This window comes from Hyphomicrobium sp. 2TAF46, assembly GCF_052114865.1.
Taxonomy (GTDB): Bacteria; Pseudomonadota; Alphaproteobacteria; order Rhizobiales; family Hyphomicrobiaceae; genus Hyphomicrobium_B.
Genome location: NZ_JBFRFO010000009.1, coordinates 95,432 through 119,990, shown reverse-complemented (window position 1 = coordinate 119,990; position 24,559 = coordinate 95,432). Strand labels below are relative to the sequence as shown.

The following is a 24,559-nucleotide window of genomic DNA, read 5'->3' as shown; positions in this document are numbered from 1 at the left end:
CTCTTCGTTCGCTTAGTGCCACCACAATGCGGGGTTCGTCAGCAGATCGAGGACGCTGACCTTGTGACCGATGGCTGCGAGGTTCGCCGGTTCGCTTTCTGCGATCCTCGGGCCATGAGCCTCGTGGCCGTCGGCGATTCGCGATCCATGCGTCTCGCGGGCGATGGCCTTTTGCGGAATGCGATGAGGCTTGCCACTGCCTTTCACCTGACCGGCTGGCGGCTGTGCGTCTTTCGGCGACGCTCCGTTATTCTCGGGCGTAGCCTCGGCCGATTGGTTCGACGCGAGCATGATCGAGCGCCCCGACGGCGCTTCGGACGCTGCGACCGGCGTTTCGCTGTCACTCTTCGAAATCGAGCCCGTCGTCATGCCAGCGAAAAGGGCACTGATTTTCTCGGCCTGCTGGCGCGCAGCGGCTGCCTCTCCGCTTTTGCCCTGTAAGGCGGAAGCATATTTTTCCTGTCCGGACAGCGGGACGAATGCCGGCAACGGCGGCGTGCCGGCCGATTGCGGGTCTGACGCCGCGGAGGCGGCGGAGTCTGCAAAGGCCGGCGGCACATGTGCGGCGATTAATGCCAAAACCGGTACAACGACTGACGCAACAAATTTCATAACTGACGCCCTTCACTCCCCAAGGACAGTCAGAAACTCAACGAGGGCAATAGAAAGGCTGGAGTTCTCCGATCGAACCTAACACCTGTCAGCAATCCTGGCGTCGCGCCAAGAGCGGAACCCGGCAGGTCGGAATGCATTCGTTAACTTTTATCGCCGAGAGGTTAGGTCCGGCATTGAATGGGAGGTTCGCAAATGAACACCGTCTTTTCAATTGGGAGGCCGTGCGGCTCAGTTAAGCTCAGAGTAATGCATTGTGGGGATGATATCTCGGGGGGCCGAATAAGCGCGCCCGGCCTTATCGTTAGACATTAATTTTGCCCTCAATGAAGTCTCCGATGTCCGAGGCCGTAATCACAGATGAGGGCCCAGTCCTCGATGCCAACAAGTTGCTGCGAATGCGCGGCTATTTGGACATGGCGGGCTTTCGAGACATTATCGGCGAATTCGAGACCGGAATTCGCCAGCGACTTTTGAATCTCGAGTCGCTCGAGCTTTCGCCTTCGCAGATCGAAGCCATCTGCCACGATCTTATCAATTTCTCCGGAACGCTCGGAATGTACGAGCTGAGGTCGGCAGCTGAGAAATTGCGAGACCACGCACGCCGGCAAGCGCGGGCTGGAGTCGTCTCGGCTCAATTGGACATGCGAAGCGCGGGCGAACGCGCCATTGCCGCGCTGAATACCTTTATGGGGGGCGCCGGTGACGACTAAGCTGCGCCTTCATCGCGATCAGTTATCCGCCGTCGCGCGCGTCACCCCTTATGCGATGGCCGGCTATGGAGTGAATGTCGCGCTCGCGACCGCGGCCTTCTGGAACACCATACCAGCTCGAGATCTTCTTCTCTGGGCGTTCCTGTCGCTGACGGCATGCGGAATCGTCGGCGTGCGATCGTTTCATCGTCCGCCCGCCACTCACGATCGGAACCCAGACGAATTGCGGAGCGCGCGCAACGCGCTCCTCTTCGCCGTGCTTCTGGCGCTCCCCTGGTCGTCATTGGCGATGTTCTGGGCGGGCACCGTCAGTGGGACGAGCGAAGCCATCCTCACGGCATTCGTGGTCGGCATGGCGGCGAGCGGCAGCATCCTTCTTGCGCCGATACCGGCGGCGGCGCTGACCTATGCGGGCACGATCCTCGGCCCGCTCATCGTCAAACTGCTGGTTCTCGGCAGTCGGGAAAATGTGGTTCTCGGCGCACTCGCCATCAGCTTCCTGGTTTTCCTCATCGTCCTCGTCATGACGAACGCTCGCATGTTCATGGAGCGTTTGAAGGTTCTAGAACGGCTCAGGGTCTCCATCGAGGATGCAAAGGCTGCGAATGAAGCGGCGCAACGCGCTACGTCGGCGAAGTCGGAATTCTTCGCAACGATGAGCCACGAGATCAGGACGCCGCTCAACAGCGTGATCGGCTATACGAGCCTCGTGCTGGCCCGACGCGGGTTGAATGCGGAAGACGCGCGCGATCTCGAAATCGTGCGGGATGCGGGACGATCGCTCTTAAATACCGTGAACGACATTCTCGATTTTTCCGCTATCGAAGCTGGGCGCCTGAAGCTGTTGCTCGCGCCGACGCTGCTCAGGCCGATGATCGAGAGTTGCCTGTCACTGATGCAGGTCGAGGCGCGGGCAAAAGGTCTCGCTTTGAGCGCCGAGATCGATAGCGCGCTGGATGAGGTGAGCGTCGAGGCCGACGCGCAACGCGTCAGGCAAGTGCTCGTCAATCTCGTCGGTAACGCGGTGAAATTCACGTCGGAAGGGCGGGTGGATGTCGAAGCTAAATGGCTGAGGCGATCCGAAGACATCGTCGCCATCCGGTTCATCGTCAAGGATACAGGCCCCGGCATACCGCAAAAGTCGATACCCGAACTGTTCAACAGGTTCAGCCAGCTCGACGGAAGCTACGAGCGGCGCTTCACGGGATCGGGCCTCGGGCTTGCCATCAGCAAAAGCATCGTCGTTGCAATGGACGGCGAAATCGGCGTGCAAAGCGAACTTGGCGTGGGGTCCGCGTTTTGGTTCGAACTGCCTCTCATCGTCAGCCGCGCTCTGCCTGCCATCGAGCGTTCCGTGGAAGCGAGACCGGCCAGCCCCGGTGGCCTTAACATTCTCGTGGTCGACGATATGGAACCCAACAGGCGCCTTACCTCGACCGTGTTACGCCGCGCCGGTCATCGCGCGGTGACGGCCGCGAGCGGCGCAGAGGCCATCTCCCTGGCGAAGTCCGAGACTTTCGATGTCATTCTCATGGATATGCAGATGCCGGGGATGAACGGCCTCGCGGCGACGAAGGAAATCCGGAAGCTGCCGCCGAACCAGGGCCAAGTTCCCATCATCGCCATGACGGCGAACGTTCTTCCCAACGAAATCGCAAGCTGTTATGCGGCCGGCATGACGGCGCACATCGGCAAGCCTTTCGAAATCGATGAGTTGCTGCGCACGATTGAAGCTGCAAGCGACGGCGCGACTGCAAGCGCTCGCGCTCGTCTTCCCGCCGCCATGATGGCCGGACGAAAACCGCTCTGATCGCTGTCCAGCGTCGCTTGACCGATGCGCCGCATTCTGGGGGTGTTCTGGGGGTGGCCGTCATGTCACAACTGTTACATACTGCGTCGGATTGTGAATTGTTTGTGACGTCGAAATTCTGTATTGGCTGCCTCCTTCAGCGGGAAGAGCGTCGCTGCTTGAACGGTCGGCACAGCGGGAGCCGATACCGCCAGGCGTGAGGGTGACGTGTTCCTGTCAGCCCTGCCAGAGATGGCAGGGCTCTCCATTTTCTGCAGCCATCGCGCATAAAAAAGCCCCGGGTAACCGGGGCTTTTTCATCAATCCTAATAGCCATAGTAACCGCAGATGCGGCGACCGTAGCGCCAGAAGCAGGTGTAATCGTCGCCGTAGTAATAGTCGTCGTAATAACCGTCTCCGAAGAAGAACGGGACAGCTACGAAACGCCTGTGATGGCCGTCATGCCGATCGAAATCTCTGCCCATATGACCGCCGTTACGGAAGCCGAAGCCGGGCCCCATCCCACCCCATCCGCCGCCGTGGCCCATCCCGCCACCCCATCCCCCGCCGCCATGGCCCATGCCACCGAAGCCGCCGCCTCCGCCGCCCATCGAGAAGCCCCCTCCCCCGCCTCCTCCGTGTCCTCCACCGCCCCCACCGCCGCCCCCACCGCCGCCGTGGGCGTCAGCGGAAACGGAGAACGCCGTTACCGCAAGCGCGGCCGCAGCGATTGTTGCCAATCTTCGAATGCTTTCCATCTGAGTGTTCCTCATCCGCTTGGAGCTAAGTGACTCCGATGAGGGAAAAACCTTCGACAGATGCGTTTGTTGCGCGCTGTCTTGGCACAGACAGAGGCTGAGGAAAGTGAACCCGGCGGATGATTTGTCATCCACCCAATTCAATTCCAATGCTGGTCCAGGAGCTTATGTTCTAAATGTGCAGCCCGCTGCGGATTGCCAGTTCGAGCAATGCAAAATCTGAAAAAGCACATGCGCGTTGCGAATACGTGAAGAAACGGCTCAATGCCGCAAAAACATATGTCTGCGCGGTATCGGAACTGCGCAGTACCTTCGTGGATTCTCCTCGCATAAATTTCGAGTACGGGAACGCGCCGGCGCGGGAGAAGAAGATGTACGAGGACAATTGGCTGATCGAGTTCAAAGAGCGGGCAGCACCGCGTCTGCGAGAAATGTTCGAACGGGACTTGGATAGAACTCCGACTTTTCTGTCCGATCTGCTCACGCGTTTGCAGCAGTCGGAAAAAGAGAGCGCGCACACCGGCTGACACTGGAGATCTTTCAGCGCTTATTCAACCGGCCGTCGCACCTCATCCGATCGCACCGGTACACACTTGCGAACCCGCAAAAAATGAAGACGCCGGCTTCGGGGAAAAGCCGGCGTCTTTTGGGACGGCGCTATGGGGGAATAACGCCAGGGACTACAATCCTGGGGAGATTGTTCGTGTGGAACGGGTACATGCCGTCGTGGGTTCCGAGAGACTGAAAAAAAACGCGGGTGAAGACCAGTGAATTGGGTCCGCGAGGTTCCTCGCTCTCTAACGGCGCGAAGCGCAATACTTTGATTTCGCCGAGGTTTGGCGCACGACCACTCGAAACGTATCCGGACAATCCCTCCACCGTGCCTATATGACCGGCTCGCTGAGCCTCATCGAAAAGCCGCGGCTACTCCTCGCCTTCGGCCTTATCGACATCCTTGAAGCGGCTGCCGTTGGCGATGCCGAGAACGCCAAAATCCTGAGACCGGGAACGATCGTCGGCTTGACCCGTCGGCGTACTCGATAGTCCGCGCTTCAGCAATTCTCGCACGGCCGCAGCTCGGCTCGGCAGGCGATACCGATAACGAAAGTCATCGACGGCTCGAAGCTCATCCGGTTCGAGCATAATCTGCAGGCGTTCGTCTCTGATTGCGGCGCACATCGCGATCTCCTTCGCGCATTCAAAAAGACCGAAAATTAGTAAGCTGCTCAATTTGAGCGGCGACACAGCTTAACGACGAGCAAGCAGAAACGGTTTCCTAAGCGCCCTCACAAATTTGCGAGGGAACAGCAAGTTGCGCCATCAACGGATTGATTCATCGCGCAAAAGGATCAAGGCTCACGCCCTAGGAGTAAGGTGTATGAACTTTTGCGGCTCGAGAAGCATGGTGAAGACCGATATTCTCGGACAGTTCCCTCCGCCGCGCGTTCTGCTGGCGGAGGACAACACGCTGATTGGTCTCGACCTCGAAGAAATTCTCAAGGGGTATGGCTGCCTCGTTATCGGACCGATCTTGAGCGTGCGGGATGCGCTCGAACTTCTCTCGACTGAAGCCGTCGATATCGCTGTTGTCGATTATCTGCTGGAGGACGGCGAAGCGGCGCCCTTGGCTCGCGCTCTCGACGATAAGGGCATTCCATTTGCGATTTGCACCGGCGGAGGCGAGCAAGACCTCGGGACGCTTTATCCCAACACGCCATTCCTCGCAAAACCTTACAATCCCGACGACGTCTCGATGGTGGTGAACAGTCTCATAGCCAGCCGGCTCGCGAACGGTTGACGACTTCCAGGCGGCCGTTGCCGATCGCTTCACCGCACTAAAACAACACAAAACCTCGACGGCGGAGATTCCCGTTTGCTCAGCGCGCCGGGTATCGCGAGCTAGGTCGCGCGATAGAAACGGTGCTTCCAATCTGCATCAGGTTCGACAAAGGATGGCGTTCTCGTCGTCACGGATGACGATCGCGTTCGCGCCTCTTTCGAGGTGCAACAAGCCGTTCGAAATCGAAAAGCTTGCATCGAAGGCTTAAGTAAAATTTTGGACGAATAGGTATCGGGTCCGACAGTCCGCTATCATCGTGCGTTAACCCGCAGCGCCCAAGCTCCGGACGCTTCATCGACGATCTGCTTGCCGATGAATGATGAAACTGCGCGACGCATGACGCGCAACTCACTTAGCTCAGCTGCCAAGCTGTTTTGGCGTTGCCAGGAGCGCGCGGGCAGCAAACGAAAACCGACTGTTCCAAGCCCGGCTTTTTCGTCAGCCCCGCGCGACGGAACAATTAGCGCGTCCTCCTCCGCGTACTGCCCATACGTTGGCTGACGAGCAATGAGGTCTCATCAATGAATAGGTTCAACCGATTTTTGATTGCGGCGGTGGGGTCGCTGGCCATCATCACGATGTCCACTGCGGCCGATGCACGATTTGGTGGCGGCGGCTTCCATGGGGGATTTGGTGGTGGCGGATTCCGTGGAGGCGGGTTTCGTGGTGGGGCCATGTTCCACGGTGGCGGATGGCGCGGCGGCGGTTGGGGTTGGCGCGGAGGTGGGTTCCGTACCGGCGGGTGGGGTTGGCGCGGGGGCGGATGGCGTGGCGCCGGGTGGGGTTGGCGGCGTCCAGGCTGGGGATGGCGGGGCGCAGGTTGGGGATGGCGTCGCCCCGGGTGGGGATGGGGCGGGTGGGGATGGCGCGGGCGCCGATTTGGCGCCGGTTGGTGGTGGCCTGGGTTCGGCTGGACCGCGGGATCAGCCTGGCCCTACTACGGCTACTATGGCCGCAGGCGGATTTGCCGGTACTACTAGCCGGTACTCCTAATTGCAAGTTGTGCCCCGCCTGAATTGCAGCGGGGCGCAACACTTTGATCGATCCCCAGCGCGACGCCGGCAAAGCCAGCGGCGAGTGACTGCTCTGTTCGGGAACGCCCTCTCCAGACGAAGGTTTAACCTTGAGGTTATGGAGGCGACCATGGCTGTCACCAGCAATCCGACCTCATTAGACGTCCTTGAAGAAGAGGGCATCGAGCGCGCTGCAATCGAGAAGCAGCCCTACGCGCCCAATGCGCAGGACTTCGAAAGTCATGTCCAAACTTATCGCGATTTCATCCGTGGCATAATGTTTTTCGTTGGCACCGCCGCGGTCATCTTGATCGCACTCGCCTTCTTCTTCGTTTGAGCGCGAAAGGAACCGCGCGTGGCAAAGACACCCACTGAAGTTCGACAAGCCAGTCCGCGAATGACCAACTTCCGCGTACTCATCATATCGACGGTGATCACGGTGCTGGTTCTCGGTGGTTTCGTCATCGCGTTTATTCGTAACACTCCTGCAAAAATGGAAGGTGTGCCGACCAACACCGCGGAAGAGCCTGCTTCGCAGGGATCGCCGTCCGGCGCGCAGCCGCTCACCAAGTAGCGGCACATCCATTTCAAAAAATCGAATCTTAACTACCCGCTCCGATCTGAGATCCGTATGCGGAACTGTTCCTTTGGATCTCTGTTGCCGAAGCGGAGCATTCGTTTCCGCTTTGATTCGATAGTCTTGCGATTGCGTCCGAACACCGCTTCTCGGCGTATCGCTCGTATGAGATCTCAAACGTGGCGCCGATTTTTTTCTTCAATGTGCAAGCGTCGCGTCGCGCTCCCCGTGGATTCGGAGAAATCCGGACGTGGATGTTGCATATCGGTCGGTGGTGCGGCGATTTTCAGCGCAGTTTCAAGGTCTGGACTAGCTCGCTCCGAGCGCGAGTTGATATATTCTTTTGCTGTTGATACGAGAACGTGCACCATCGGCTGAGTTGCATGCACGGCGATCTCACGGGCATGATCCGTTTTAGGACCTTTTTGCTGTCAATGACGCCGGAATGCATCCGGTCTTCCTCAACTGGATTTCAGATGCGACCAAGATGGAACCTCAGTCTGGCTGTTGCGAGCGTTATCGCCGCCGGCCTTTGCACACTGAGCGCGGCGCGCGCGGAGGATACTTGCCCAGCTGGTACGCTCGGCGTTTCACGCACCATCGAGGTCGACACGACAGGCGGCCCGTGGATAGGTGCGCCGCACGGCGATCCGAATTTCCTCGCGCCGGGCGAGGTCGTTCTCACGTTCGACGATGGACCATCGCCCAGTAACACACGCCAGATTCTGGCCGCGCTCGCGAAAGAGTGCACCAAAGCCGTCTTCTTCATGGTCGGCGAAATGGTCGTCGTGCATCCCGAGATCGTCAAAGAGGTGGCGGACCAGGGCCATACCATCGGAACGCACACGTGGTCGCATCCGAACCTCGCGCGGCTTGCGTTGCCTGAAGTCACTCACGAGGTCGAAGCGACGTTCGACGTTGTGCAGAAGAACAGTCCGCAGCCGGTCGCGCCGTTCTTCCGCTATCCCTATCTTTCGAGCAGCAAGCTCGACGAAGATTATTTCAAGAGCCGCAATATCGCGCAAATCGCGGTCGATATCGATTCTTCCGACTGGCGCGTTCGCAGTTCAGCGCCTGTCATTGCGAGGGTGATGGCTGGTCTCAAGGCGCGTGGGCGCGGCATCATCCTGATGCACGACATTCACAAATGGACCGCCGACGCCGTACCTGGGCTCCTCGCGAAACTCAAAGCGGGTGGCTACAAGGTCGTTCTTCTGAAGCCGAAAACGGCGCTGGAGCTCGTCGCCGATGTTACGCCGCCTGAGCCTCAGAAGTCGTCGGTCAAATCCGCTTCGCGAAAGAGCAAGCATCAGCGGTTGTCATCGCGTGCCAGAAGAGCGGCACTCCTGGCCAGGAAGTCAGCGGCAATTCAGTAGAGCGGTCGCCGCCGTGGTCTGGTCACAGCGGGTCGTTGTAAAACCGGCGCAGCGGGCCAACTCCGGATAGACTCGCGGCGCCGACTGCAAAGCCGGCGCCGCGATTGAAAGTCTTAGGCTGCCTTTGCGACGGCGCCCGCCGGCACTTCGGAGATCGTCTTCAGGATCTGCGAAGCGATCTGGTATGGGTCGCCCTGCGAGTTCGGACGGCGATCCTCAAGGTAACCCTTGTAGCCGTTGTTGACGAACGAGTGCGGCACGCGGATCGAAGCGCCACGATCAGCAACGCCGTAGCTGAACTTGTTCCACGGCGCCGTCTCGTGCTTGCCAGTCAGGCGCATATGGTTGTCCGGACCGTAAACCGCGATGTGTTCTTCGATGTTCTTGTCGAAGGCCTTCATCAGGCTCTCGAAGTATTCCTTGCCGCCGACCGTACGCATGTACTCGGTCGAGAAGTTGGCGTGCATGCCCGAGCCGTTCCAGTCGGTGTCGCCGAGCGGCTTGCAGTGGAACTCGATGTCGATGCCGTACTTCTCCGTCAGGCGGAGCAAGAGATAACGCGCGATCCACATTTCGTCGGCGGCCTTCTTGGAGCCCTTGCCGAAAATTTGGAATTCCCACTGGCCCTTCGCGACTTCGGCGTTGATGCCTTCGTGGTTGATGCCGGCGGCGAGGCAGAGGTCGAGATGCTCTTCGACGATCTGACGAGCGACATCACCGACGTTCTTGTAGCCGACGCCCGTGTAGTAGGGGCCCTGCGGCGCCGGATAGCCGGACTCAGGGAAGCCGAGCGGACGGCCATTCTTGTAGAAGAAGTATTCCTGCTCGAAGCCGAACCAAGCGCCGGTATCATCGAGAATGGTTGCGCGCTTGTTCGAAGCGTGCGGTGTCTTGCCGTCCGGCATCATGACTTCGCACATGACGAGCACGCCGTTCGTGCGCGCCGGATCCGGATAGTGCGCGACAGGCTTCAGGACGCAGTCGGAGCTGTGGCCCTCGGCCTGTAGGGTCGAGCTGCCATCGAATCCCCAGAGCGGCAGATCGGCGAGATCCGGGAACGAGCTGTATTCCTTGATCTGCGTCTTGCCACGCAGGTTCGGGACCGGCGTGTAACCATCGAGCCAAATGTACTCAAGCTTATACTTCGTCATTCTGAGCTGCTCCCTGAGTTAGGTGTCTGAGGAATTCCTAGTGCGTGCGCGGCCGGCGTTGGCATGGCCCGGCGCTGAAGTCTGAAAGTGCGGATGGCGCCGCGATTGCGCTCAGGCCTCGATGAAAGCCTGCATCATCGGAGAGCCCGCCTGGGCGCCGCCAGCGGGCGGCCATAGCGAATTGAGATATGCTTGCGGACGCATTCCCGGCGCAGAGTCTCTCGCTCTTGTCTTGAGACACGGCGGTCAGCATCCATTCTCCCTCGTACGACACAGGCCCACGAAAGGCCCAAGGCAACGTGGCGGAACAGGTCGCGTGCTGCGAGCGTTCACCACGGCACGGATGCTACCGAAAGATGCAAAACCAAGCATGCCCATAGTTTGTGCAATTGCTGATTTTTATTGAGGCATCAGAATAATCGGGCGAAAATAGAAGACGAACCGGCTGCGTCATAACAGCGGTGGGACTTCAAGGAGAGATCACGATGACTGAGATGCTCATTCGACCTTCTGCGAAGATCTACCAATTCCCGAAAGGCGGACGTGCTTCCTTGCATGGACACCGCCTCGTCAAACAGGCTTCAGCGATCGTGCAGTCGCGGCTTGCGAGGCCAGTCGAGTACGGCAGCTGCTGGTATCACCAGGCGGCCATTGACGACTCCGAGCTGGTCCGCTGGAGCTGAGACTCGCTGAGTTGTAGCGTCATGAGTAATGTCACTTCCGCCAATGGCAGGAACTGATCGAGAGCGCGCGAAAGGCTTTGATCCTTTTCGCGCGGGGCAGAGAAGCGTTGCCGCCAAGGATTTGAAAGCACCCTCTATTTCGGCCTATTCGGCCTCCCGTTGTCCAGCAACGCTCACGGTCGACGAAACTGCGCCCTACCCGGTGCAGGTGAACGCGTGGACCTCTTGAAGACTCCCGAACGGCCCCGCAGCAAAGCTTCAGAACGTCATGCTCCGAAGATCGACCAGCCCATTCGGCTGGTGAGACGCTCGAGCGCGATTCGGCCCAGCCGCGAGTTACCCGTCTTATCCAGACCCGGCGACCAGACGACGATCGAGGCCTTACCAGGGGCTATCGCCAGTATGCCGCCACCAACCCCGCTCTTTCCGGGCAGGCCGACCCGGTAGGCGAATTCGCCCGATCCATCGTAATGGCCGCAGGTTAGCATGAGAGCGTTAATCCGACGCGCCCTCTCAGGCTGGATAACTGCATATCCAGTGGACGGATTGCTTCCAAATTGTGCAAGAAACCGCCCGGCCATGGCCAATTGTCGGCAAGACATTGCGATGGCGCAGTGGTGGAAGTAAACGCCGAGGGTGAAGTCGACTGGGTTATCGAGCATGCCGAACGACTTCATGTAGTTGGCAAGGGCGGCATTTCGGAAGCCGGTCCTGTGCTCGGAAGCGGCGACCTGCTGGTCGATCGTGATCGTCGAATCGTCGGCCAGGAACTGCATGAACCTCAGGATTTCGCCCAGCGCCTCACGGGGCAAATGATTGGCGAGGATCACGTCCGTCACCGCGATCGCGCCGGCATTGATAAACGGATTACGCGGAATTCCTTTTTCGTACTCCAGCTGGACAACCGAGTTAAACGGACTGCCCGATGGCTCGCGACCAACGCGGTCCCACAGTCTATCGCCGACTTTGCCGAGAGCGAGGGTCAGCGTGAAGACCTTCGAGATGCTTTGGATCGAAAAGGGCGTATCGGCGTCCCCTCCAACGGCGACGTTGCCTTCGGCGTCGACAACGGCAATGCCGAAAGACTTCGGATCGACGCGCGCCAATTCGGGAATGTAGGATGCGACCTCACCCCGGTCGGGCATGTGGCGCATTTCGTCGGCGATATCTTTGACAACGTCGTCAAGCTTACTCACGGCATGCACACTCTCGTGACTGCGATCATTCCCACCTACTAGCGGGCATTCGCGCAATCACACAAGCGGGCGAAAGTGCTTCAGGCTCACCGCTCCGAAGTCGAACGCGAGAGATAGTTTCGCTCATTGCCTACGCAGCGAGCAGATCTGCTTCGCGGCACGCGGTGTTGAACATCGAGATGCAGCCAAGAGAATTAGGATCGCATTTTTTAATGTGGGTAGCGTCGCTGCGCGGGGCGCCGGTAATTGCCGAATCGGCGCGTTTCAACTAGGGTTTCCTCGTTGTACGCTCCCGTACATTCATTTGATAATATTGTCTCGGCCCCGAAGCTTCCCACTTCGGGGCCATTTTAATTTTCGGGCCTCATCGTGCCTAGCGACTGAGCAGAACGAAATCCGCGCCGGGCGAAAGGCGATCGCGAAAAATACTCACGCGCTAGCTTTTCGAGTGCACTTTCTCATCGAGATCTTTCGCCATCGCGAGATGGTGCTGAAGCGTGGGAAGTAGTTTCGCCGCGAACGCCTTCACTTCGGGCGTCGGTCCAGTCGACGCAAAGTCCTGGAATTTTGCAACGGCATCCTCATGGGCCTTCAGCTGCTCGTCCGCGTAGGCGGAGTCGAAGCCGTTCTCGGTTGTGAATAGACGCAACTTCGCATATTTGGCCGCGTGCGTCACATCGAGAGTGTCCGACGACGGCTCGATCTTGGCCTCGATGAGAGCTGCCTTCAACTCGTCGCCTGCCTTCGTGTGATCCGTGATCATCTGCTGCGCGAAGTTTTTCACTTCGGGCGACTTGGCGTATTTCAACGCGAGCTCGCTCGTATCGATTTCGAATTTATTGCCAACGGAGGCGTTATTTACGAAGTCCTTGGTTTGGCTTGGAATGTCCGCGGCCACTGCCGGCAATGCAAATCCAGCCACCGCCACGATCATTGCTAAAATTGCTCTCATCGCGATCTCTCCTCAAGTCATTCGACTTGTGGGTCGTAACCTCCGCCGCGCGGCCAATGTTCCCCGTAACGCTGGGTTGACGGACCGGCAATTCATGCCGCGGCGCGTTTTCCCGAGGCCGGGAACTTTGGGAATTCTGGTCCGTTTTTTCGGACAACGCGGAGATTCTGCCGTGCAAGAATATTTGAGCGAATTCCTTCTGGTGCTGTCGGTCATAGGAGCACCGATCATCCTCGGCGCGCTGCTGTTTTACGGCATGACGCTTTCGGAACGCAGGCACTCGAAGCGTACGGAAAACTCAGCCGACCGGGCGACCAAGCGCGTCTATGCGGAGGAGGAGCGCCTTCGCCGCGAAAAAGAGCGGGAGGCGGCAAGCTCCACCCGCGCTTTGGATTCACTCAAACGCCGGACGGGAATGACCGGCTAGCGAAGCTCGCCGGTTTCAGTTGGCTGCCTGGAAGCGCCAGAACGTTCCCGCAGCCGACTCGACCGTCAGGATGCTTTTCACGCGTTTATCCGGCGGGCGAATGCCGAACTTCACGAGCGCTTTGACGTCGTCGAGCAATGCCGGATTTTCCGCATAGCCCGAGTGGTTGAGCCCCAGCGCATCCGTCGAGACTGCGGTGACGTCGATGGTGTCGACGCCCGGAATGATCAACGGCCCATCCTTGGGTATGTCTCCCGCACGCGGCACGCCGCCCCAGAACCGCGCCGAATATCCGAGCGCACGGTCGTTCGACGCGGCATAAAGCGTGACGCCTTTCGCGAAGTTCGTGATCTCGCGCGCGATAATGTTGAACTTATCGCGGTCGACGTCTGGCGCGGCGAGAATAACCTGGCTGATCACCACGCCTTCCGGAATTTTCGGCCTCAGCCTTTCCAGCACGCGGAGCAATAGCTCGTTACCCATCGAATGGGCGATAAGGCTGATGGACTTCGCGCCGCTCTTCTGAATGACCATAGTGAGAAATTCAGCCAGGCTTGGCTCGGCCTGCTCGACGCTGCCGCGATCGTAAGTGTAGCTCGCGACCTTTCCGCCGGACGGCCAGCTGTAGACGAATGGCACGCCGTCGAAGCCAAGATCGTAGGCGATTTGCGCGGTCCGATAGAGCGCGCAATCGAACGACGTGTTGAAGCCGTGCACGAAGACGAAGGCGTGATCCTTGAACGTCGAGGACTTCGCCAACTGCTCTTTGACGAGCGCCAGCATCTGATCTTCGCTGAGGCTCTTTATCTCCTGCAGCGTGAAATGCTTGTCCGGATCCTCTTTCTCTTCATAGATCTTGTATTTAAAATACGGGATCTCGTAGACCGTCGGCCGCTCGATGTGGGGCACCTTATGGCTGAGAGGAACGGAGATAAGCGCGCGCCCTAACTGCAGTTTGTGACCCCGCTCCGATCCGAATTGCAGGCGGACCGGATCAGGCTCGATGGCGCGATCCGTTCCATAGAAGACCGGAACGACCTTGAACTTCTTCGAAGGATCGCTGTCGATCGCTGCGCGCGCTGCGGCTGTCGGCGCTGCTGGCGGCGGAACGGCAACCGGTGCCGGGGCTGCGAGGGAAGGTCTGGGCGGCGCGGCTGATCGCGCCACAGGTGCGCCGTCTTCACGAGGTCTGGCGCCCGGCGGCTCTGCGGTGGTGACGTCAGGCATTGCTTCAGGCGGTGCGGCGCCCCCGGCCGGCTCGGAAGGCTCCGGCGGCGGAGGCGGAGCAGCTTCAACTGCTTTGGGCTCGATCTCCGGAGATGGCGGAGGCGCAGCGCCCGCGGCTTTCGGCTCTTCCGCCGGAGGAGGAGCACCAGCGCCGATGCTGCCTTGCCCGATATCGGATGGCACATTCGCACCGGAACCTCCGGATTCCTCACGCTCGAATGTCGAGCCGGGGCGAGGTGCCCCCTCGTCCTTTTTGTAGGCATCCGTCTGTGGTTCGGAGTCCTTGCCTCCCGTATTGTCGCTTCGTTGCTTCGTTTCAGGAGGCGGCGCCGCTTCCGGCGCTGCGGGCGCATTGGCTTCCGGCGGTGGGGGAGGCTGCGCACTTTCTTGGGCCTGCGGCGGAGGCTCGGCGCGCTCTTTGCCGACTTTCGGAGCTTCGCTACACGCCGCGAGCAATCCGCACGCCGCAAGTATCGCCAGACCAAATCCCGTCCTGCGTACCGGCTTGCGCCAGCCTTCAGTTCCCCAAATCACGCTACCCTCCCCTAGGACGCGGTCCGCGCACAAGCTAGGTAGCTTGTGCGCCCCAAGCAACCGGCTCTATGGCAGGAGATTGTGACGGCGGATAGCGTCGAATTCCCGGCTTGCGGGATGATCTCTTTCCTGCCCTACGTAACCGCAGATGAACGAACAGGATTCAGCTTCTCACCCATGGCCGTTACAGCCCTCCCCGCCCACAAAATTCCGGTTGCCGACTATGTTGCCGGGATCGCCAATGGCGACCGCGCCCTTCTCGCTCGCGCCATCACGCTTGTGGAAAGCTCGAACCCCGATCATGGCCGCCTCGCACAACACGTGCTGCAGGAGCTATTGCCGAAGACGGGTAAAGCCGTGCGGCTCGGCATCACCGGCGTTCCCGGCGTCGGCAAGTCGACCACGATCGATCAGCTCGGAATGAACCTTCTCGCCGAAGGGCATCAGGTGGCCGTGCTCGCGATCGACCCGACGTCCAAACGCTCAGGCGGTTCGATCCTCGGCGACAAGACGCGCATGAACTCGCTCGCACAGGAAAAGAACGCCTTCATCAGGCCCTCGCCGTCGTCGGGAACGCTCGGCGGCGTAACGCGACGCACGCGCGAAACCATGGCGCTCGTCGAAGCGGCAGGCTTCGATGTTGTTATCGTCGAGACGGTGGGCGTCGGTCAGTCCGAGGTTGCCGTGGCCGACATGGTCGATTTCTTCCTGGTGCTTCTGCTCTCAGGCGGCGGTGACGATTTGCAGGGCATCAAGAAGGGCATCATCGAGCTTGCCGATATGATCGCCATCAACAAGGCGGACGGCGACAACATCAAGCGCGCGGAAAGCGCCGCGGCCGAATACAAGAACGCGCTGCAGATTTTCACGCCGCACGGCGCGACGTGGTTTCCTCCGGTCTTGACCGCTTCAGGCCGCGACAATCGCGGACTGAAAGAGCTTTGGGCCAAGGTTCTCGAGCATCGCGAGAAGATGACGGCGACCGGCGAGTTCGCCGCGCGCCGGCAATCTCAGGCCGTGTCCTGGATGCGCGACATGCTCGAAGACCGCCTTATGGGCGCACTCAGAGCGCATCCACGCGTGGCGGCCGAGCTTCCGAACATCGAGGCCTCCGTCCGCAACGGCACGCTGCTGCCGACGCTGGCGGTCGACCGTATCATGACGATGATGGGGATCTGAGTTCTCAGCCAATCACGCCTGACATTACCTGCTTGCATCGCGAAGCGAGCGACGGGATGCCTCGGATTGCGCAACGTCATTGCGAGTTCTGCGAAAAATTAGCGCCCCGGGCGTGAAGCCCAAGGCGCAATGGTCTCGAATACTCATTGATCTCGAATATCGGGCTGATGCCGGCTATTCCCGCGCTATGCTACCGGTCTCAATGGGATGCTGACGAGATCTAACCTCGGACAGCGATATTTCGATTTCCGCATTTCGCGCGGCAACGAATTCCGCTTCCCGGCGCGCCGCATCAACTGCAGCCAATGACATTGCTATCTCCGCATTGCGTTCTTCCGCGAACTTGACGTTCTGATAGGCGGCCATGGCGGCGTCGATTTCAAGATTGCGGTCTCGTTCGAACTCAGCTTCCTGAACGGCCGCAACTCGAGCCATCGATGCGTCGGCCTCTGCGTTTTGTTCACGTTCGAATGCCGCTTCCGCAACGTTTTGCGCGTCCCGGGCACGCGCGCCTGCAACCGCAGCCAAGGATGCGCTGATCTCATTGTTTCTTTCGCGCTCGAACTTTGCCTGTTCGTATGCCGCGAATGCCATTTCAATTTCGGCATTCCGGGCGCGTTCGAATTCGGCGGTCCGCTCAGCTTCGACGCGAGCAACCGAGGCGTCGATCTCAGCGTTGCGATCACGTGCAAACGCTGCATCGGATGCCGAGGGCATGGCGTCTTCAGCAAAAGCGGAAATCCCCTCTACGGGGAGTGCAAGTCCTGTCAGGACCATTGCGAGCATAATGCGCATGTATGACATGGGAGTTGATCCTCGCTTGGCGATACGTTTTGCGATCAGCGCCGCAGGATCGAATTTGAATCCATCTTGCTTAAAATTGCGTGCATCTCGATCGACAAAAAAACGCGCGGAAATCCGCGCGTTTTTGGGCTCGATGACAGTAAGTTGTGGTTATGAACTGCGACGGTTTTATTTCAGCCTGTCACAATCGGCGCGTGGGTCTCCAAATATTAGGACGTGAGATGATCATTAAAGAACCTGGCTATTTCGCCAAACGCTTCTTCGGTCTCGGGCAGAAACGGCGATAGGTATTGCGCGTGGCTCTGACCTTCCAAAACCTGAAGCGCGGCAGTCACTCCGGCTTTGCGAAGCTTGCGATGTGTCCGCACCGTGTCGCTCAATAGCAGATCGCGCGTTCCCGACGTCAGAATTGCAGGCGGAAAGCCCGAGAAGTCGCCGAAGATCGGCGAGAGCATGGGATTGCGCGGATCGTGGCTTCCGACATAGAGCGCACCGGCCGCGTTCGCCCAACTCCGGCGCGAGACCAGGGCGTTATCGACGAAGGCGTTCGCCATGATCGTGTCTCCCGCCCATGTGAGATCGGCGACCGGGCTACCCGGAGCGATGGCGCCGGGTAGCGGTATGCCCTCGGCTTTCGCCCGATGGATGGCACACAACGTCAGCGCACCACCTGCGGACGTTCCGAAGATTGCCATCTTGCGCGGATCGTAGGCAGCGAGCAGCACGCCCCACACGGCCATCACGTCGTCAAGCGCCGCGGGATAGGGATAATCCGGCGCCATCCGGTAATCGATCGAGACGACTTTGCATCTGCTATAACCGGCCATCAGCATGCCCTCGCCAGCCCCGGCCTCGCCCGGAAAGAGCACGTAACCGCCGCCGTGAATATGGACGAGCAGCCGGTCGCGATTTTCAGGCGCGATCTCATGGGGCGTGATGACAAAGACCGGCACTCCGGCCATGTGGGTCTGTTCGACAGTCAGACCGAAATGCTCGCGAATGGCAGCGATCGCCGGTGCCGCGCCTGCCGCGCTCTTTGTTGCAAGATCTTTCCACGTCGCGGCATCTTCAGGCAGCGCGTTCCACCCTGGCGGATAGGGAGCAGCGATGACGGCCTGCAGGCCTTCGCTGACCGTTTCCGGCACCGGCAGGCTGCGCGCGGGAAGCTGGCGCGCCTTAAGCGTGCCGGCCGGCGCCATTTCCTCGGCACGCGCCACCGCAGGGAGGGCCGCCGCGGCGAGCGAGCTTCCAAGAAACAACCGGCGCGATAGCGAGAGCTGCTTGTTGATCGCGGCAAACGAGAGGACGCTCATAATGTCGGGGTTCTCCATCTCAGACAGAGACCGAAAGGCTTCAATAAGCGCTGCGCGTCAAGGCGGGAAAACCACGCACATGCAATGCGATAGCTTTTGAGTAGCTCAACGCGCGGCCATGGACGCGCGCGCTGAACTGAGGAGATTGGAAATCACTACGGGCTTACTGCAGGGCTTTCAGCAGCGTGCCTTTGGGCGCGAGACATGCCGGCGCTGGCCCAACGTCATCCGCAACAGACTTCAGCGACGCGAGATCTTTGAGCCTTAGCCCGTGGCGCGGAGCCGTTTCGATCAGTCCGCACGTCTCGAGCTGCGTCAGCGCGAGCGCCAGCTCCTCGATCGTAATGCCGAGAAAATCTGCGATGACACCGCAGTTGACGCTATCGTCGATGAACGTCGGATCGCCGCCTTCCTCGCGGGTTCGCTGCGAAACGGCCGTCAGGAATGCAGCGAGACGAATCGCGGGATGTTGGCTCGACGCGCTGACAAGGCTCTCGCGGCGAAAAATGAATTCGCGTTCTACCGCTTCATCAAATCTCGCCTTGTTGTGCGCATCGCCGGCGATGAGCTTATCCGCGGCATCGAGGGGGAAGCAGCGGACGCTCGAATTTACGGAAGCACGTGCATGGGTGGCGTGGCGCTCCAAAAAGCCCATGCCGACCAGATCACCCGCAAGCGCGTATTCGACAATCTCCGTGGTTCCGTCAGGACGGGTGCGATAGACGCAAAGCGCCCCAGTTTCGACACGGTAGATGTTTCTCTTGAGATCGCCGGATTCGAAAAGAATCTCGTCGCGTGTGAGGCTTCGGACCTTGCCCACTTCGCGAGCGGGCGTTTTTCGCACAAGTGTCGTGCTACCGGTATCACTTGAACCTGGTCGCAGCATGCTCGAACTCCACACAACAAAAACACCAACCGGCCCACCCATACGGAGGCCCGAGATCAATATTCATTCGTAGAAGGAATAGAACTAGCGGCTGAAGAATTGCCGTCGTGAAAACTGCGAATTAAAAAAGCCCGCATATAATGGCGTATTTCTCGAATAATGTCCAATTGTTTTGGAATACCTCCCATGCTCGGTGCATAACCGGTGCAGAATAATCTGCTCGTCTACCGCTTAACTTTATGCTCCGCGATCAGGTTCCGAAATTGGCGACCTATGTCTAAGGCGTTGGCGGCTATGGCCTTAGTTCGCGCCATGCTTGATCTATGGCCCGGCGGTCGATCCGCTCACCGAAGAGCACTGTGCGGATGGTATTCAGCAATATCAGCATATCAAGCGTAAACGACGCATTCCTTATGTACCAAAGGTCGAGGGCGGCTTTGTCCTCAATTGAGAGATGACGACCTCCCTTGATTTGCGCCCAGCCTGTCAACCCGGGCCGAAGCCGTAAACGCGCAGCGGAGAATGACGGCTGGTCAACCGGCAACAGTGGCCGCGGCCCGACAAGCGACATATGCCCGAGCAGAACATTGTAAACTTGCGGGAGCTCGTCGAGCCGAAGGCGGCGTAGAAGACGTCCGGCTCTCGATACCCGTTCAGCGTCGGCCAATGCACGGCCGTTCTGGTCACGCGGGCGCCTCATGGTGCGAAACTTCAGCACCCGGATCGGCCGCCCGAATGCGCCCGGGCGCTGTTGCCAGAATATAAGCGGATACCCGACGTCCAGCGCGACGATCATGCCGATGATCACCATCAGCGGCGCCAGGCAAACAATGCCCAACGTCGCCCCCGTTGCGTCGATCATGCGCTTCCAGCGAAGATAGGAACTGGCCGGAATATCGCCGCCGCCGAACGCCGGGGCCGGAGCGGTAGCCGGAGCAACTGCGGTCAGATCCGAGCCGGCCTCCTTCGCGCCTCCGTCGCTATGGGAGATCAATTCGCTCAGGCCATACTGAGCCGAGAGGCGATCCACGCGGATGGCCTGGGTTCGTTCAATTTCGGCCAGCAACTCTTGTGCCCGTCTCGACAAGTGAGTGTAGGGCATTGTGAGGACGATGCGGTCGATACGGATGCCGTGAACCGACAGATCATGGAGAACGTCCTCCGCCGCCTCGGGCGGGCCGAGAATCTTGCATGAGCGCAGCGATCGTCCGCGGTGACGCTCGGCATTGGAAAGAATGCCGGCGATATGAATGTGCTCACGCGCATTTTCGGCGGCACAGCGCAGAAAAAGATCCGCTATCGGAGTAAGACCGACGAGCAGAACGTTCTCGCGTTCATCGGGAAACTGTGCCTTCGCCATGCGGGCCCGTCGTCTCGAGGTATGACGAAGGCGCATCGCCGCGCGAACGCCGGCCAGCATGCACAGAATGAGAAGTCCCTGCATCACCGGCAGCGATTGCGGCATGTCGTGAATGCGTTGAATGCCGCTGATGGCAAGATTTCCGGCGATCGCAAAGACCACGGTCCACGCCGCGGCAGCGAGTATCAGCCAGCAATCGTTCAGCGACGTGAACCGCCAGACGGTGCGGTTGAGTCCGAAGAACCAGAGGACCGGGATCGCGATGCCTATCGTGACCAGAAGGTGGAGCTTGGCGTTCACGAGCGCGGAGAGCGGCGACAGCGGGCTGCACAGAAGGATGGCCAGCACCGTCGATATAGCGATCAACGCGACATCGACGGCCAGCAGGACAAGACGGTGCATCAAGGGAAACTCCGCGACGATAGCTGTCGAAAGGGGAAGGCCGTCAGTTGACTAGTTATTTTTGATCATTATTGCAACTCGCACCCCACCGACAGCTGTGGATTATTCGGACATCAGCGTAGTTCTCGCCGTCCCATTAGTGTTAGTTCTCTCGGGTTATTTCTGTAGAGGGACTCGCATGAACTGCATCGCTTCCGCACCAGCTTTGCAACCGACCTGGATAGCCGTGAATACGCATCCGAACCGAGAGCGCGCCGCAGAACAACATCTTCGGAACCAGGGTTACGTCGTCTATGGGCCGGTGATCCGGAAGCAGACGCGGCACGCGCGCCGGGTCTCCGACGTGCTTCGGCCTCTGTTTCCCGGCTATCTATTTGTTCGCCTGACTGAGGCGCAAAGCCGATGGCGGCCAATTCTGTCGACAGTGGGGGTCAGATCGGTCGTTTGCGCTCGCGATGCGCCTTGCACGCTTCCCGCCCAATTTATCGATGACCTTAGGGCGCGCGAGAGAGATGGCGTGATCGCACGCTCCGCCTCAGCACTTCAGATCGGAGAGACCGTGCGCGTGGGCCGCGGCGCCTTCGACGGCCTCGCGGGCAAAATCATCGATCTGGCCGAAAATGATCGCCTTATTGTCTTGATGGACTTTCTCAACAGGCCGGTCCGAGTCAAAATCTCCGGTGATCTTCTGTCGGTCGTCTAGCACGTCTCTTTGTTGTGTTGGCTCGCCACAGCATGCGTCCGAGCAAATCGCGGCTTCCGAACGGCGAACCTTTCAAGAAGGTCACTCCACGCGGTGATAGCCAGTTCCTTGCTGAAATTCGCCTCGCACATGGCTCTGGCGCGCTCGCCGAGTTGACGACAGCGCTGCGGGTCTTTCGCCAGCGTCGCAAGAGTTTCGGCGAGACCTGCGCCATTGCCGGATGCGAGCGCCACGCCGCATCCAAATTGATTTATGAGACGCGCGATCTCGCCGTTGGCGGCGCCAACAAAGACGAGGGGGCGCCCTGCCGCCGCTATTCCGTAGAATTTGCTCGGCACGATAAGTCCTTCGAGCTCAGGCCTCAGAAAGACGAGGTGAACGTCAGCAACGGACAAACTTTCCGCGAGCTGTTCGCGCGGCTGATATGGACGGAAGGTGATGTTGGTCAAGCCGAGCTCATCCGTCGCGCGCTGCAATTTCATGAAGCCGACGCCGCCGCCGATGAACAGCCATTGGATTTTCGGGGCGTCAGCCGTTTGCGCAGAGTTGGCAATGGCCTCGACCAGCATCTCGATGCCGTGTGCGCGGCCAAGATTGCCGGAATAAGCAACAACGAACTTCTCTGAAAGATTCCAATCGGACCGCAGGCGATTTTCCGTTGACGGCACGGGACGGATGGCTGCGGTGTCCGCCCAATTCGGAATGATGGCAATGCGTCTCGGTTCCACGCCGGATTGCAAAAGACGCTCCACCATTAGTGAGCCAATCGCGACGTTCATCGAAGCGCGACGAAGCGATATGTCACGCAGGATGCGGAGCGGCCGAAACAAATGTGTAGAGCGCCGGCCTGCGAGTTGAAGCGCTTCCGCAACCTCCGGAAAAACGTCCTGCAGCCAATTGATGTTGCTCGCGCCACGCACCCAGGCGACGATGGAAGCCAGAATCGAAAACGCCGGAGGATCCGTCATTGCAACAACGATGTCGCCGCGGCGTGCAACGCGCGCCAGCATCCATGCGGCGGAAAAATAGAATGTCAAATAATCGATCGAGCGCGAGAGGAGCCCGGCACGGCCGAACTGCGATGTCCAGATGCGTTCCACATGTACGCCCTTGATAGCTTCGTGCACGGGGAGGCTTGCTTGGGCGTCGTCATAGTGCAGGCGGCTCGTGATCACCGAGACCACTACGTCCCTCTCGGCAAGACCAAACGCCAGATCGGACAGCATCTGGCTCGTCGCCGAATGATCGGGATAGAAGAACCTATTTATGAAGATGACGCGCATGGGCGGGGTCAGCGGTCACGCCTGTGGAGAAGCAGCATAGCTCAAGCGCTCACACTTGACGGCTGGGGCCGCTCCTTCATCGGCTTCGCAGGGTTGCCGCTATTGATGGTCCACGGCGACGTTGTGCGCGTTGCGATGCTGCCCAAAGCCAGGATGCTTCCTTCGCTGATGGTCACTCCCGGCGCCACGACTGCGCGTGCTGCGATCCAGGCGTTGTCGCAAACAGTTATCGGTTCGGCTCGAAGATCAAACGCTGGTGTCGTCCAATCGTGATTGCCAGTGCAGAGATATACGCCCTGCGATATGCAGCAATGCGAGCCGATTGCGACCTCGGCTAGATTATCGATCCATACGTCTTCGCCGAGCCAAGAATGATCTCCGACCGTCAGCCGCCAAGGGAACTTCACGCGAAGACCCGGCTTGATCGTTACACCGCTTCCGACGCGCGCGCCGAACATGCGCAGGACGAAGCGGCGATGAGCCGATCCTGGAACCGGCGACCGGATCGCGAGCCATTGCACGAATATCCAGAGGCATTCGATCCAATGCGGCTTGCCTCGCGAAAAGCGGCTGTTGTCATAGGTGTCAAGCCGCATCGCGCATTCCGAATTTCAGAAGCGGACGCATGCCGGCGGCGATCCGCCGTCCAGCAACCACCGGTACACTTGGAGAAGTTGTCCGGCAGCGCTGCTCCAGCAGAAGTCACGCTCGGTGAGGCGTTGCCCGTTGCGCCCCATCGCTCGCTGTTCCTCCCGATCCATTTGCATGAAGGCGACGATTTCGACCGCCATACGATCCGGCTCGAGGGAAAGGCGGAATGCCGCGTTTTCGCTAAAGCCTCGAGCAATATTGCATGCATCCGTCTGAAGCACGGGAAGTCCGTAGGACCACGCTTCGAGAACCGCGATCGGCAATCCCTCGCTTAGCGAGGGCAATACGAATGCATCGGCAGCGCGGAATGCGGCGTCTTTTTCGCGGCCGAAAAGCGGTCCAATAAAGTGAATGCGCCGTTGCAGAGCGCGTGTCTTCACGGGTCTACGAAGCGCATCCTCGTGTCCGCCCTCACTCCATCCCGCGACCACAAGATGCCAATTCCCATTCGCTGCATCGGACGGCCATGCATCGATGAGTGCGGCCAGATTTTTCTTCGGATGCAGGCGGCCAAGATAGAGCATGACGCGATGTTCGCGCGGAACGACCGCCTCCCATGGCGCGGGCTTCGGAATCTCGATTGGCGGCTGAGCGATGCCGTTCGGAATTACGCAAATGGGATGGTGAAAGCCGAGTTCGCGAATTGCCTCGGCTTCAGCATCACAGAGAGCATGAAAACACGACGCGCCGCGGAGATGCGCGTTCTCGTAAAGCCTGGCGGCTATTCGCTTCTTCCAGGCGGAATTTTGCATCGCCCAGGCGTCGAGCATGCCATGCGGTGAGACGACATATGGGCGGCCCGTGGAAGCACCCCAGTGCGCGACCACGCTGGACGGATACTTCCAGATGCCGTGCGTATGGGCGATGTCCGCGCGCGCTCTCTGCAGACACTTGTGTGCCTTAGGGGCATAGCCGATCGCCGAAGGACCGACGACGCGAAGGGGCGTCGCTTCGATGCCATTCCATTGTCCGGCATCGTGATGCCAGTTATCATCTCGCAGGCCTAGAACATTTACTTTTGCCTTGGCGGCCAACAGGCTTCGCGACAGGCATTGTACGGCGGTTGCAACGCCGCCACCCGATCGCGAAAGAATGCCAGTAACGAGCACGACCTTCATTCGCGTGCGGAC

General features: G+C 59.5%; 26 protein-coding genes. 12 read left to right on the top strand and 14 right to left on the bottom strand.

Going from position 1 to position 24,559, the window contains the following annotated elements:
- Positions 1-12: 12 nt before the first annotated feature.
- Entirely contained in the window at positions 13-612 is a 600-nt protein-coding gene (locus tag AB4Z24_RS18705) for a hypothetical protein (protein WP_441710564.1), read from the bottom strand.
- A gap of 338 nt (positions 613-950) precedes the next feature.
- On the opposite strand from AB4Z24_RS18705, the gene AB4Z24_RS18700 reads away from it, so the two are divergent.
- Together AB4Z24_RS18700 and AB4Z24_RS18695 are read left to right on the top strand one after the other, a co-directional pair.
- A complete protein-coding gene (locus AB4Z24_RS18700; RefSeq protein ID WP_441710563.1) occupies positions 951-1,325 on the top strand; it encodes a hypothetical protein in 375 nt (124 codons plus the stop codon).
- On the top strand, positions 1,315-3,135 hold the full coding sequence (locus AB4Z24_RS18695) for an ATP-binding protein (RefSeq protein ID WP_441710562.1): 1,821 nt from the start codon (positions 1,315-1,317) through the stop codon (positions 3,133-3,135). Before AB4Z24_RS18700 ends, AB4Z24_RS18695 begins: the two co-directional genes overlap by 11 nt.
- A gap of 305 nt (positions 3,136-3,440) precedes the next feature.
- On the opposite strand, the gene AB4Z24_RS18690 is transcribed toward AB4Z24_RS18695, so the two are convergent.
- A complete protein-coding gene (locus tag AB4Z24_RS18690) occupies positions 3,441-3,872 on the bottom strand; it encodes a hypothetical protein (RefSeq protein WP_441710561.1) in 432 nt (143 codons plus the stop codon).
- 371 nt (positions 3,873-4,243) lie between these two features.
- Between AB4Z24_RS18690 and AB4Z24_RS18685 the strand changes: the two genes are divergently transcribed.
- Positions 4,244-4,399 (top strand): hypothetical protein, encoded by a 156-nt coding sequence (locus AB4Z24_RS18685; RefSeq protein ID WP_441710560.1) that lies wholly within the window; start codon positions 4,244-4,246, stop codon positions 4,397-4,399.
- 397 nt (positions 4,400-4,796) lie between these two features.
- On the opposite strand, the gene AB4Z24_RS18680 is transcribed toward AB4Z24_RS18685, so the two are convergent.
- Entirely contained in the window at positions 4,797-5,051 is a 255-nt protein-coding gene (locus AB4Z24_RS18680) for a hypothetical protein (protein WP_441710559.1), read from the bottom strand.
- A gap of 199 nt (positions 5,052-5,250) precedes the next feature.
- Between AB4Z24_RS18680 and AB4Z24_RS18675 the strand changes: the two genes are divergently transcribed.
- The 5 genes from AB4Z24_RS18675 (at position 5,251) to AB4Z24_RS18655 (ending at position 8,678) form a co-directional block, all read left to right on the top strand.
- Entirely contained in the window at positions 5,251-5,670 is a 420-nt protein-coding gene (locus AB4Z24_RS18675) for a hypothetical protein (protein ID WP_441710558.1), read from the top strand.
- 563 nt (positions 5,671-6,233) lie between these two features.
- Positions 6,234-6,692, top strand: coding sequence for a hypothetical protein (locus AB4Z24_RS18670; protein WP_441710557.1), 459 nt, complete (start codon positions 6,234-6,236; stop codon positions 6,690-6,692).
- Positions 6,693-6,855: 163 nt separating this feature from the next.
- Complete coding sequence (locus AB4Z24_RS18665) at positions 6,856-7,062, top strand: aa3-type cytochrome c oxidase subunit IV (RefSeq protein ID WP_441710556.1); 207 nt, start codon at positions 6,856-6,858, stop codon at positions 7,060-7,062.
- A gap of 60 nt (positions 7,063-7,122) precedes the next feature.
- Positions 7,123-7,299: a hypothetical protein gene (locus AB4Z24_RS18660; RefSeq protein ID WP_441710555.1), complete on the top strand. Its 177-nt coding sequence runs from the start codon at positions 7,123-7,125 to the stop codon at positions 7,297-7,299.
- Between the two features lie 479 nt (positions 7,300-7,778).
- On the top strand, positions 7,779-8,678 hold the full coding sequence (locus AB4Z24_RS18655; RefSeq protein WP_441710554.1) for a polysaccharide deacetylase family protein: 900 nt from the start codon (positions 7,779-7,781) through the stop codon (positions 8,676-8,678).
- Positions 8,679-8,791: 113 nt separating this feature from the next.
- On the opposite strand, the gene AB4Z24_RS18650 is transcribed toward AB4Z24_RS18655, so the two are convergent.
- The gene (locus AB4Z24_RS18650) at positions 8,792-9,829 is read right to left on the bottom strand and encodes a glutamine synthetase beta-grasp domain-containing protein (protein WP_441710553.1); all 1,038 of its coding nucleotides are present in this window, start codon (positions 9,827-9,829) and stop codon (positions 8,792-8,794) included.
- Between the two features lie 485 nt (positions 9,830-10,314).
- Between AB4Z24_RS18650 and AB4Z24_RS18645 the strand changes: the two genes are divergently transcribed.
- On the top strand, positions 10,315-10,512 hold the full coding sequence (locus AB4Z24_RS18645) for a DUF2735 domain-containing protein (protein ID WP_441710552.1): 198 nt from the start codon (positions 10,315-10,317) through the stop codon (positions 10,510-10,512).
- 266 nt (positions 10,513-10,778) lie between these two features.
- Here the strand turns inward: AB4Z24_RS18645 and AB4Z24_RS18640 are convergent, their stop codons facing one another.
- Positions 10,779-11,708, bottom strand: coding sequence for a glutaminase (locus AB4Z24_RS18640; RefSeq protein WP_441710551.1), 930 nt, complete (start codon positions 11,706-11,708; stop codon positions 10,779-10,781).
- Between the two features lie 436 nt (positions 11,709-12,144).
- Entirely contained in the window at positions 12,145-12,660 is a 516-nt protein-coding gene (locus AB4Z24_RS18635; RefSeq protein ID WP_441710550.1) for a DUF4142 domain-containing protein, read from the bottom strand.
- A 172-nt stretch (positions 12,661-12,832) separates the two neighbouring features.
- Here AB4Z24_RS18635 and AB4Z24_RS18630 point away from each other — a divergent pair, with 172 nt between their 5' ends.
- Positions 12,833-13,087 carry a hypothetical protein gene (locus AB4Z24_RS18630; RefSeq protein ID WP_441710549.1) on the top strand — a complete coding sequence of 85 codons (255 nt, stop codon included), beginning with the start codon at positions 12,833-12,835 and terminating at the stop codon, positions 13,085-13,087.
- Between the two features lie 15 nt (positions 13,088-13,102).
- Here the strand turns inward: AB4Z24_RS18630 and AB4Z24_RS18625 are convergent, their stop codons facing one another.
- A complete protein-coding gene (locus AB4Z24_RS18625; RefSeq protein ID WP_441710548.1) occupies positions 13,103-14,848 on the bottom strand; it encodes an alpha/beta hydrolase in 1,746 nt (581 codons plus the stop codon).
- A 177-nt stretch (positions 14,849-15,025) separates the two neighbouring features.
- Between AB4Z24_RS18625 and meaB the strand changes: the two genes are divergently transcribed.
- Positions 15,026-16,027 (top strand): methylmalonyl Co-A mutase-associated GTPase MeaB, encoded by a 1,002-nt coding sequence (gene meaB, locus AB4Z24_RS18620; protein WP_441710547.1) that lies wholly within the window; start codon positions 15,026-15,028, stop codon positions 16,025-16,027.
- 174 nt (positions 16,028-16,201) lie between these two features.
- Here the strand turns inward: meaB and AB4Z24_RS18615 are convergent, their stop codons facing one another.
- The 4 genes from AB4Z24_RS18615 to AB4Z24_RS18600 all read right to left on the bottom strand — a co-directional run bounded on the left by AB4Z24_RS18615 (position 16,202) and on the right by AB4Z24_RS18600 (position 20,792).
- Positions 16,202-16,831: a hypothetical protein gene (locus AB4Z24_RS18615; RefSeq protein WP_441710546.1), complete on the bottom strand. Its 630-nt coding sequence runs from the start codon at positions 16,829-16,831 to the stop codon at positions 16,202-16,204.
- A 209-nt stretch (positions 16,832-17,040) separates the two neighbouring features.
- On the bottom strand, positions 17,041-18,144 hold the full coding sequence (locus tag AB4Z24_RS18610) for an alpha/beta hydrolase (RefSeq protein WP_441710545.1): 1,104 nt from the start codon (positions 18,142-18,144) through the stop codon (positions 17,041-17,043).
- 163 nt (positions 18,145-18,307) lie between these two features.
- Positions 18,308-19,030: a Crp/Fnr family transcriptional regulator gene (locus AB4Z24_RS18605; RefSeq protein WP_441710544.1), complete on the bottom strand. Its 723-nt coding sequence runs from the start codon at positions 19,028-19,030 to the stop codon at positions 18,308-18,310.
- Between the two features lie 292 nt (positions 19,031-19,322).
- Positions 19,323-20,792, bottom strand: a complete 1,470-nt coding sequence (locus AB4Z24_RS18600; RefSeq protein WP_441710543.1) for a sugar transferase — start codon at positions 20,790-20,792, stop codon at positions 19,323-19,325.
- Between the two features lie 178 nt (positions 20,793-20,970).
- Between AB4Z24_RS18600 and nusG the strand changes: the two genes are divergently transcribed.
- A complete protein-coding gene (gene nusG, locus AB4Z24_RS18595) occupies positions 20,971-21,495 on the top strand; it encodes a transcription termination/antitermination protein NusG (RefSeq protein WP_441710542.1) in 525 nt (174 codons plus the stop codon).
- Here the strand turns inward: nusG and AB4Z24_RS18590 are convergent.
- The 3 genes from AB4Z24_RS18590 to AB4Z24_RS18580 are packed head-to-tail and all read right to left on the bottom strand — an operon-like array spanning position 21,492 to position 24,547.
- A complete protein-coding gene (locus AB4Z24_RS18590; protein ID WP_441710541.1) occupies positions 21,492-22,778 on the bottom strand; it encodes a glycosyltransferase family 4 protein in 1,287 nt (428 codons plus the stop codon). The two genes, nusG and AB4Z24_RS18590, sit on opposite strands and share 4 nt — an antisense overlap.
- 41 nt (positions 22,779-22,819) lie before the next feature.
- The gene (locus tag AB4Z24_RS18585) at positions 22,820-23,374 is read right to left on the bottom strand and encodes a WcaF family extracellular polysaccharide biosynthesis acetyltransferase (RefSeq protein WP_441710540.1); all 555 of its coding nucleotides are present in this window, start codon (positions 23,372-23,374) and stop codon (positions 22,820-22,822) included.
- 15 nt (positions 23,375-23,389) lie between these two features.
- The gene (locus AB4Z24_RS18580) at positions 23,390-24,547 is read right to left on the bottom strand and encodes a glycosyltransferase (protein WP_441710539.1); all 1,158 of its coding nucleotides are present in this window, start codon (positions 24,545-24,547) and stop codon (positions 23,390-23,392) included.
- Positions 24,548-24,559: the final 12 nt, after the last annotated feature.